At 60.3% G+C, this 8,152-nt stretch carries 9 protein-coding genes; 4 read left to right on the top strand and 5 right to left on the bottom strand.

All coding sequences use genetic code 11. The features are described 5' to 3' along the window. The coding region (locus QZ522_RS15675; protein WP_294613660.1) for an ABC transporter ATP-binding protein at positions 1-756 on the top strand (756 nt) is incomplete at its 5' end. Between the two features lie 21 nt (positions 757-777). Here the strand turns inward: QZ522_RS15675 and QZ522_RS15670 are convergent. Then, positions 778-2,085 (bottom strand): HlyC/CorC family transporter, encoded by a 1,308-nt coding sequence (locus tag QZ522_RS15670; protein ID WP_294613657.1) that lies wholly within the window; start codon positions 2,083-2,085, stop codon positions 778-780. A gap of 70 nt (positions 2,086-2,155) precedes the next feature. On the opposite strand from QZ522_RS15670, the gene QZ522_RS15665 reads away from it, so the two are divergent. Continuing rightward, complete coding sequence (locus QZ522_RS15665) at positions 2,156-2,974, top strand: metallophosphoesterase family protein (protein ID WP_294613654.1); 819 nt, start codon at positions 2,156-2,158, stop codon at positions 2,972-2,974. Here the strand turns inward: QZ522_RS15665 and QZ522_RS15660 are convergent. The 3 genes from QZ522_RS15660 to QZ522_RS15650 are packed head-to-tail and all read right to left on the bottom strand — an operon-like array spanning position 2,911 to position 5,547. After that, complete coding sequence (locus QZ522_RS15660) at positions 2,911-3,882, bottom strand: site-specific tyrosine recombinase XerD (RefSeq protein WP_294613651.1); 972 nt, start codon at positions 3,880-3,882, stop codon at positions 2,911-2,913. The two genes, QZ522_RS15665 and QZ522_RS15660, sit on opposite strands and share 64 nt — an antisense overlap. After that, on the bottom strand, positions 3,882-5,411 hold the full coding sequence (locus tag QZ522_RS15655) for a hypothetical protein (protein WP_294613648.1): 1,530 nt from the start codon (positions 5,409-5,411) through the stop codon (positions 3,882-3,884). Before QZ522_RS15655 ends, QZ522_RS15660 begins: the two co-directional genes overlap by 1 nt. Then, positions 5,398-5,547 (bottom strand): hypothetical protein, encoded by a 150-nt coding sequence (locus QZ522_RS15650; protein WP_294613646.1) that lies wholly within the window; start codon positions 5,545-5,547, stop codon positions 5,398-5,400. Before QZ522_RS15650 ends, QZ522_RS15655 begins: the two co-directional genes overlap by 14 nt. 136 nt (positions 5,548-5,683) lie before the next feature. Between QZ522_RS15650 and QZ522_RS15645 the strand changes: the two genes are divergently transcribed. Continuing rightward, on the top strand, positions 5,684-6,220 hold the full coding sequence (locus tag QZ522_RS15645; RefSeq protein WP_294613643.1) for a shikimate kinase: 537 nt from the start codon (positions 5,684-5,686) through the stop codon (positions 6,218-6,220). Then, positions 6,217-7,332: a 3-dehydroquinate synthase gene (gene aroB, locus QZ522_RS15640; protein ID WP_294613640.1), complete on the top strand. Its 1,116-nt coding sequence runs from the start codon at positions 6,217-6,219 to the stop codon at positions 7,330-7,332. The genes QZ522_RS15645 and aroB overlap by 4 nt, the downstream gene beginning before the upstream one ends. Here aroB and arsB read toward each other — a convergent pair. After that, the coding region (arsB, locus tag QZ522_RS15635) for an ACR3 family arsenite efflux transporter (RefSeq protein ID WP_294613638.1) at positions 7,333-8,152 on the bottom strand (820 nt) is incomplete at its 5' end.

Here is an 8,152-nt window from a genome sequence, read left to right as displayed (position 1 = left end):
AAAGCCGCCATTGCCGACCGCGTCAGGGAGTTGCTTGGCCGTGTCGGGATGGGGCGTTACCTCGAGTCCTATCCGCACGAGCTTTCGGGTGGCGAGCAGCAGCGCGTGGCGCTTGCCCGCGCGTTGGCGCCGCGTCCGCGGATCATGCTTATGGACGAGCCGTTTTCGGGCCTCGATAACCGCCTGCGCGATGGTATCCGCGATGAAACGCTGGATATCCTGCGCGAAGAGGATACGGCGGTCTTGCTTGTCACGCACGAGCCCGAAGAAGCGATGCGCATGGCCGATGAGATCGCTCTGATGCGGGACGGGCGGATCGTGCAACAGGGCGCGCCCTATAATATCTACAACGCGCCGGTTGATCGCAATGCCGTGGCGTTCTTTAGCGATATCAACGTGATACGTGGCACAGTGCGCGGGGCCTTGACCGAAACGCCGTTCGGGCATTTCCTTGCGCCCGGTGTGCCCGATGGCCAGGATGTCGAAATCGTCATTCGTCCGCAGCACATCAAGATTGACTTTGATCGCGGCGGGCGCGGCCCCAATCCGACGCCGCAGGACGGCACACCCGCACGTGGCGTGGTGGTGCGCGCGCGCTTTATTGGCTCGGAAAGCCTTGTGGAGTTCCGCATGGATCACGACGGCTCTATCCTGCGGGCGACGGTGCCGAATGTGTTCCTGCCCAATCCCGGCAAGCCGCTTTGGCTCATGCTGCGGCGGGACCGCTGTTTTGTTTTTCCGGTCAAGACGGATTGATGCCTGCGCGGACGGCGGTCCTTAGATCTTGCCGATTTTCAGCTTGGTGATCCGGTTGTCCTTGCGCGCAACCACCTTGAATCGGAAACCGTGAAAGATGAAAACCTGATCGACTTTCGGGATCATCTGTGCCTCGTGAATCACCAGACCGGCGACGGTATTGGCGGCCTCGTCGGGCAGGTTCCAATCAGTGGCGCGATTGAGGTCGCGGATGGTCATGGCGCCTTCGACAAGGAACTGATTGTCGTCCGATTTGCGCAGCGGGTGTTTTGCATCGGGGTCGAATTCATCGGTGATCTCGCCGACGATTTCCTCAAGGATATCTTCAAGCGTGATCAACCCCTGAAGGCTTCCGTATTCATCGACCACAAGCGCGAAATGGCTGCGCATGCGCAGGAACTGACGCATCTGATCGTCGAGGGTGGTGGTTTCCGGCACGAAGTACGGCTTGCGGGCGACAGTGGTAATATCGAATTTACTCAATGCCTTGGCGCTCGCAGTTGATCCGGTGACAAGCTTGTGCATGGCGCGCAGGAGATCCTTGGCATGGACAACGCCGATGATATTGTCCGGGTCGTCCCGAAAGAGTGGCAAGCGGGTATGGTTGCTTTCCAGACATTGGTTGAGAATGGCATCGGGTTCGGCATCGACGTTGATCATCTCGATGCCGGAGCGGTGCAACATGATCTCTTCCACCGCACGTTCGCCAAGGTCGAGTGCGCCAAGGATACGGTCGCGGTCTTCCTTTTCAACGACGCCTTCGGATTGGCCCAGATAAAGCGCGCCGGCGATTTCCTCGCGCACGGCAAGGATATGGCTGTCGGGATCGGTCTGAACGCCGAACAGGCCAAGAACGCCGCGCACGAACAGGCGTACCGCCGAGACTATCGGTGAAAAGACCTTGATGACCAGGGTGATGATCGGCGCGGTGCGCGCCGCTGCGGCCTCGGCATTGGTGATCGCATAGGTCTTGGGAAGCACCTCTGCAAAGACAAGCACCAGAATCGTCATCACCAGGGTGGCAAGCGCTACGCCGCTTTCGCCGAACATCCGGGTGAAAAGCGCGGTCGCAAGAGAGGCCGCAAGGATGTTGACCAGGTTGTTGCCCAACAGAACCGACCCGATCAGCCGCTCGTTGTCCTCGGTGATATGAAGCGCGCATTCCGCCCCGGCCGACCCCTTTTCCGCCTGTGCGCGCAGCTTGCCACGCGAGGCGGCGGTCAGCGCGGTTTCACTGCCGGAAAAGAAGGCGGATAGAACCAGCAGCATCAAAATAGCCGCGACGGTGATCCAGAACGCAAAATCAAGAATTGGTGTGGTGGCTTCCATTTGGGCAGATGTCCTTTTAGTCATACGGGTTATGGGGTGCCACGGCCCGTCAATCAAGGGATGATGCGGAATGGAACTGCGCGATCTGGGGCGGCTGAACGGGCCGGTTTTGCTTTTTGGCGGGCCCTATTCCAACCTTTGCGCAACGCAGGCGGTGATTGCGCGGGGCCGCGCCCTTGGGATTGCACCAGAGCGGATGATCTGTACCGGCGATCTTGTGGCCTATTGCGCGCAAGCCGCCGAAACCGTCGCGGAAATCCGTGCGCTCGGCTGTCCGGTGGTGGCCGGGAATTGCGAGAAACAGCTGGCGCAGTATCAGATGAACTGCGGGTGTGGGTTCGAGGCGGGGACAGAGTGCGATCTTTTGTCGAGGGCCTGGTATGCGCATGCCGATGCCGCGATTGGCGCGGCGGATCGTCGTTGGATGGGCACCTTGCCGGATATGATCGTGTTTCGGCATCATGATCGGCGCTGTGCGGTGGTGCATGGTGGCGCAACCGACATAAGCCGGTTTTTATGGCCGGTGTCGCCGGAGGCCGAGTTTGAAGATGAAATTTCGTTTATTCAATCGCTTGCGGGACGTATTGATGTCATCATCTCGGGCCATTCCGGTGTTCCGTTTCAACGCAGGATCGGGGAGACCCTCTGGGTGAATGCGGGTGCGATTGGCATGCCGCCCAATGACGGGCGTCCCGAGACACGCTTTGCCCTGCTGGATCGCGCGGGCATTGTCGTACACGAATTGCGCTATGATCATCTTGCGACCCGTGACGCGATGCGGGCGGCGGGGCTGACGCAGGGCTATGACGGGGCGTTGATCGACGGCTATTGGCCCTCAGAGGGGGTATTGCCGCCCGCCTTGCGCCGCGCCGCCGTGGCGAGCGGGTGATGGTCCTGCACAAGTGACTGAAGCCGCGCCTCAAGCACATGGGTGTAAATCTCGGTGGTGGCCACATCGGCGTGACCCAAGAGCGTCTGGATCGCCCGGAGATCGGCACCATTGGCCAAAAGATGGGTGGCAAAGGCATGGCGCAGTGTGTGCGGCGTTACCTTGGCCGGGGACACACCAGCTTTGACCGCCAACTCTTTGATCAACATGTAGAATCTATGTCGCGTCAAATGCCCGGACGCCCCTGTTGAGGCAAAGAGATAGGGCGACGGTGCCTGTCCTTTGCTGCGGGCAAGGGTGTCGGCCTGATCGCGCAACACAAGCCAATTGGCAAGCGCCTCTTTGGCCGGGGGCGACAGGGGCACCATCCGTTCCTTGCCACCCTTGCCCTTGATCAAAAGCAGCGCCGGATTGCCGCGTGCGGCGGAAACGGGCAGCGAGACAAGTTCACTCACCCGCATGCCGGTGGCGTACAGCAGCGCCATGAGACAGGTATTGCGGGTCTGATCGGTCGGCGTGCGCCCATGATCAAGCGCGGCGTCAAGCAGGCGACCAACCTCATCCTCGCTCAAGGTCTTTGGAAGGCGCTGTGCCTTGCCGGGGCCCTTGATACGAATCGCGGGGTTGTCGGCGCGCAGACGTTCGTCGAAGGCAAAACGATACAACTGGCGAATGGCAGAGAGGCGGCGGGCACGGGTGGCGCGGGCAAAGCCCTGGGCGTTGCAATGCACAAGATAGGATTCAACATCCTCTTGGCTGCAACTTTTCAGGCTAAGCCCTTGATGCATAACCCATTCATGAAAATCACGCAGATCGCGCGCATAGGCCAAAAGGGTGTTGTTCGCCGCGCCAAGTTCGGCGGCCTGTGCCTCGAGAAAAAGCGAAATCCAGCCCCGGTCGTCACTCATCAGTCGCCACTCAGCAACAATAGTTGCAGGGCCGCGCGGCGGGCGGTGTCCTCTAGCCCGACGGCGCGCAGGGTGGCAAGCGCATCGCCAACCCCGACACGCCCGCTGGCAGAGCTGCGGTCAAGCAGGCTGCTGGCCACCAGGATCGCTTCGCCCAACTGGCCGCGATCCAACATCGCCTGATGGGTGGGCGCGGCACTGGTCTGGGCAAAGCCGGTGGCGATCGCCTGTTCCAGAGCGGTGCTTGCCTCGGCCATCTCGGGTGCGCCAGTCGCGACGCTGCTCAGAAAGCGCGCGCGCTGTGATGTCGGTTCACCCTTCCGGGCGGCGGTTTCATAGTCCTGCGACAGCAGCGCAATTTCGAAGGCGAGGGGTTGGGCCGTGTCTGGCAGGGCCAAAGCGCCAAGCCGAGCGGCAAACAATTCGGCAAAGGGAACCTCAAGGTGTTGGGATTGCATCGCCGACCAGGCCCCTGGCAGGGCCTTGGCGACATCCGTGGCGGCACCGTTCTGAAGGGCATCGTCCAGTTTCTGAATGGCCTTGATACGATCCCAGACGCCGCCCGATGCGGCAGGTTTGCGCGCCGTGTAAAGCCCCAAAAGCCGCGCCGCAGGCAATGCGCCGGTGCGGGCAAGGCGCTCTGCGGCTTCAACTTCGGCCTTCCAGCCCGATGTGCCACGCAGATCCGCCATCGCAAAGGCACGCGGCAGATTTCCGGTTGGCAATGGTGTTCCAACCGCCTCGAACAGGCGAAACTGAAACGGGGTGATGGCTTTGGGCACTCGCGGCGGAACGGCGTCGTCGATCATCTCGGGATCGAGAAACTGCGCCAAAAGAAGGCTGTTGATATCGCTCAGGGCGTCCAGGCTGGCCGCGCTGTCGTAGATCAGGGCGGCGGTCTGCCAATCACCGTCGCGCGCGGTGCAGAAAATGCGCGCGTCAAGGCGTTTGCTCAGGTGCGGCTGATGTGCCAATTCGGTGCAGGGCGTGTCTTCCTGGCCGCCAAGAAGGGCAAGGTCCAGCCATTGATCGAAGAGCACCTCAGTGATCGGCCCCGCCCGTTCGATCAGGGCAAGCGCGGGCTCGACCGCACCGACGCGCCGCAGGGCTTCAAGGCGGGCCGAAAGAAAACCTGCGTCGGCAATCGCATCATTCGGGGCGTCGGCCTCGGCCAGCAACAGCGTGTAGTGAAGCGCCTGAATTGCGGGCAAAGGTTCGGATGAAAGGTGCGAAAACTGGCGCAAAAGGTCGCTGGTCGTGCTGCCCAGCCACAGGGATTTCGGCAGGCCGGTGGTGCTGCTCGGCAAAAGCCCGACGCCATCCGGGCGCGCCGTGTCAAGCGCAGTAACATTCACATCCGGCGTTTGAACGGCATCGGCCACCGGCGGTTCGACCGGGGGAATCAGGCGTGGCGTCGTGACGGCGGCGGTGCTGGCCTCGTTCAGCCAGTCAATGGCCGACAATGGTTGCTGCGCTGCGCAGGCGACGCCCACTGTGCCGAGGAAAAAGGAAAGGCTAATTCGTTTCAAGAATGATTTCCTGCCGAATCTCGTTTTGCGGCGGTGAAAAATCCGCGCCGAAGAACGGCCCGAGATAGGAATAGGTAACCAGGGCAATAAAACCCAGAACAGCCAAATAAAACAGCCACTTGATCAGTCTTGCCATGGGTCCCTCTGCCTGTTTTGGGTCTTCTTTTTTTAACTTATAACTGGCCTTTTGCCTAAGATCACGTCATTCAGAGCAAAATCCGAAAAAATGGCAGAGGAGCGCCGAAAGGGTGTCGGCTAACAGGCATTGGAACTTGAAGAAAACCGTCGTTCTGGTCGGGATGATGGGGGCAGGAAAGACCGCTGTGGGCAAGGCCCTTGCAGCGCGGCTTGGCGTGCCGTTTCTGGATTCCGATGCCGAGATCGAAAAAGCCGCCAACATGACGATTGCCGAGATATTTCAACGCGATGGCGAGGCATTCTTTCGCAATCGCGAGACCGAGGTCATTGATCGACTGTTGGACAGTCACCGCGGAATTCTGTCGACGGGCGGCGGGGCCTTCATGGCCGAGCGCAATCGCTCGCTGATCTCGCAGAAGGGTGTTTCGGTCTGGCTGAATGCCGATATGGATTTACTGTGGTCTCGGGTAAAATGTAAGAATACCAGGCCTTTGCTGCGCACAGCTAATCCTTATCAAACGTTGAAGGCGCTCTATGATACCCGCGTGCCGATCTATGCGTTGGCCGATCTGAGCGTCAAGGCGCGCGCCGAGTATTCGATTGATGCCATGGCCGCCGAGGTGCAAGAGGCCTTGGCCGGGCGCAAGGATGTGTTGGAGAGTTTGGAATGACCGAAATCGTACATGTGGGCCTTGAGGGGCGTGCCTATGACATTCACATCGGGCCAGGGCTTCTGGATCGGGCGGGGGCACTGATTTCACCGCTGCTGCGGCGTCCGCGCGTGGTGATCATCAGCGACGAGAATGTCGCGGGCCTTCATCTTGAAACGCTGCGCAAGGGATTGGAAAAGAACGGAATTACCTCCGAGGCGCTTGTTTTGCCGCCGGGGGAATCTACCAAATCCTGGCGCTATCTCGAACAGGCCGTGGAATGGCTTCTGGATCAAAAGGTCGAGCGTAACGATGTGGTTCTGGCCTTTGGCGGCGGGGTAATCGGCGATCTGGTCGGCTTTGCCGCCGCGATCCTGCGGCGCGGGGTGCGCTTTGTTCAGGTCCCCACAAGCCTTTTGGCGCAGGTCGACAGTTCTGTTGGCGGCAAGACCGGGATCAATGCGCCTCAGGGCAAGAACCTGATCGGCGCCTTTCATCAACCAAGCCTCGTTCTGGCCGATACAGAGGTTCTCGGAACCCTCACGACCCGTGATTTCCTGGCCGGTTACGGCGAAGTTGTTAAATATGGTATGCTAGGGGATAGTGTTTTCTTTCAATGGCTTGAAGGCAATGCTTCATGTGCTGCTTCGGGCGATATGGCCGCGCGCATTCATGCTGTGAAACGCTCGGTCGAGATGAAGGCCGCGATCGTCATGCGCGATGAAACCGAACAGGGTGACCGGGCATTGCTGAACCTCGGTCACACGTTTTGTCACGCACTCGAGGCGGCCACCGGCTATTCCGATCGTCTGTTGCATGGCGAGGGCGTGGCCATCGGCTGTGCCCTTGCGTTTGAACTGTCGGCGCGGATGGGGCTGTGTAGCCAGGAAGATCCAAGCCGCGTTCGCGCCCATCTGCGTGACATGAAGATGAAGGTCGATCTATCTGATATTCAAGGCGAATTGCCTGATGCAGACGGGCTTATCGCGCTGATGGGGCAGGACAAGAAAGTGGTCGATGGCAAGCTGCGCTTTATTCTCGCGCGCGGGATTGGCGAGGCCTTCATCACCTCGGATGTCGATCCCGACCTTGTACGGGCGGTGCTGAGCGACGCATTGCGCGCGCGCGGCTGATCACGCGGCGTCTTCGGGAAACCAGTGCCGGGTGCGATTGGCAAAGGCCACCAGCGACAACATCACCGGCACCTCGACCAGAACGCCCACCACGGTGGCCAGTGCCGCGCCTGACCCAAGGCCGAACAGGCTTATGGCGACGGCGACGGCGAGTTCGAAAAAATTCGACGTGCCGATAAGTGCGCAGGGCGCCGCGACGTTGAAAGGAACCCGCCATGCCCGCGCCCCAAGATAGGCAAGCGCAAAGATGCCATAGCTTTGAAGCAACAGCGGCACCGCAATCAGCGCGATCACCAGGGGGCTGTCGAGGATGACCTGCCCCTGAAAGCCGAACAAAAGCACCACTGTCACCAGCAGGCCAAGAATGGTCACAGGCTTGATCGCCTCGCGAAACGCCTCGACCGCAGCCTCGCCGCCGCGTGCCACAAGGCGCTTGCGCGTCACGATTCCGGCAAGGAGCGGAATGACGACATAGAGCAGCACCGACAGCAAAAGCGTCTCCCAGGGCACGATGATATCCGTGACCCCAAGCAACAGCGCTACGATGGGGGCAAAGGCGAACACCATGATCACATCGTTGGCGCTGACCTGGACAAGGGTATAGGTTGCATCCCCCCGCGTGAGTTGCGACCAGACAAAGACCATCGCCGTACAGGGCGCCGCCCCCAAAAGGATTACACCGGCAAGATAGGCCTGCGCATCCTCGGGTGGGATAAGCCCGGCAAAGACATGGTTGAAGAACAGCACCCCAAGCGCGGCCATGGTAAACGGCTTGATCAGCCAATTCACCGCCAGCGTGATGACAAGGCCCTTGGGTCGC

The sequence above is a fragment of the uncultured Roseovarius sp. genome, from assembly GCF_913054395.1.
Classification (GTDB): domain Bacteria; phylum Pseudomonadota; class Alphaproteobacteria; order Rhodobacterales; family Rhodobacteraceae; genus Roseovarius.
The sequence above is the reverse complement of the archived record's forward strand: the minus strand, read 5'-3'. Positions and strand labels throughout refer to the sequence as shown.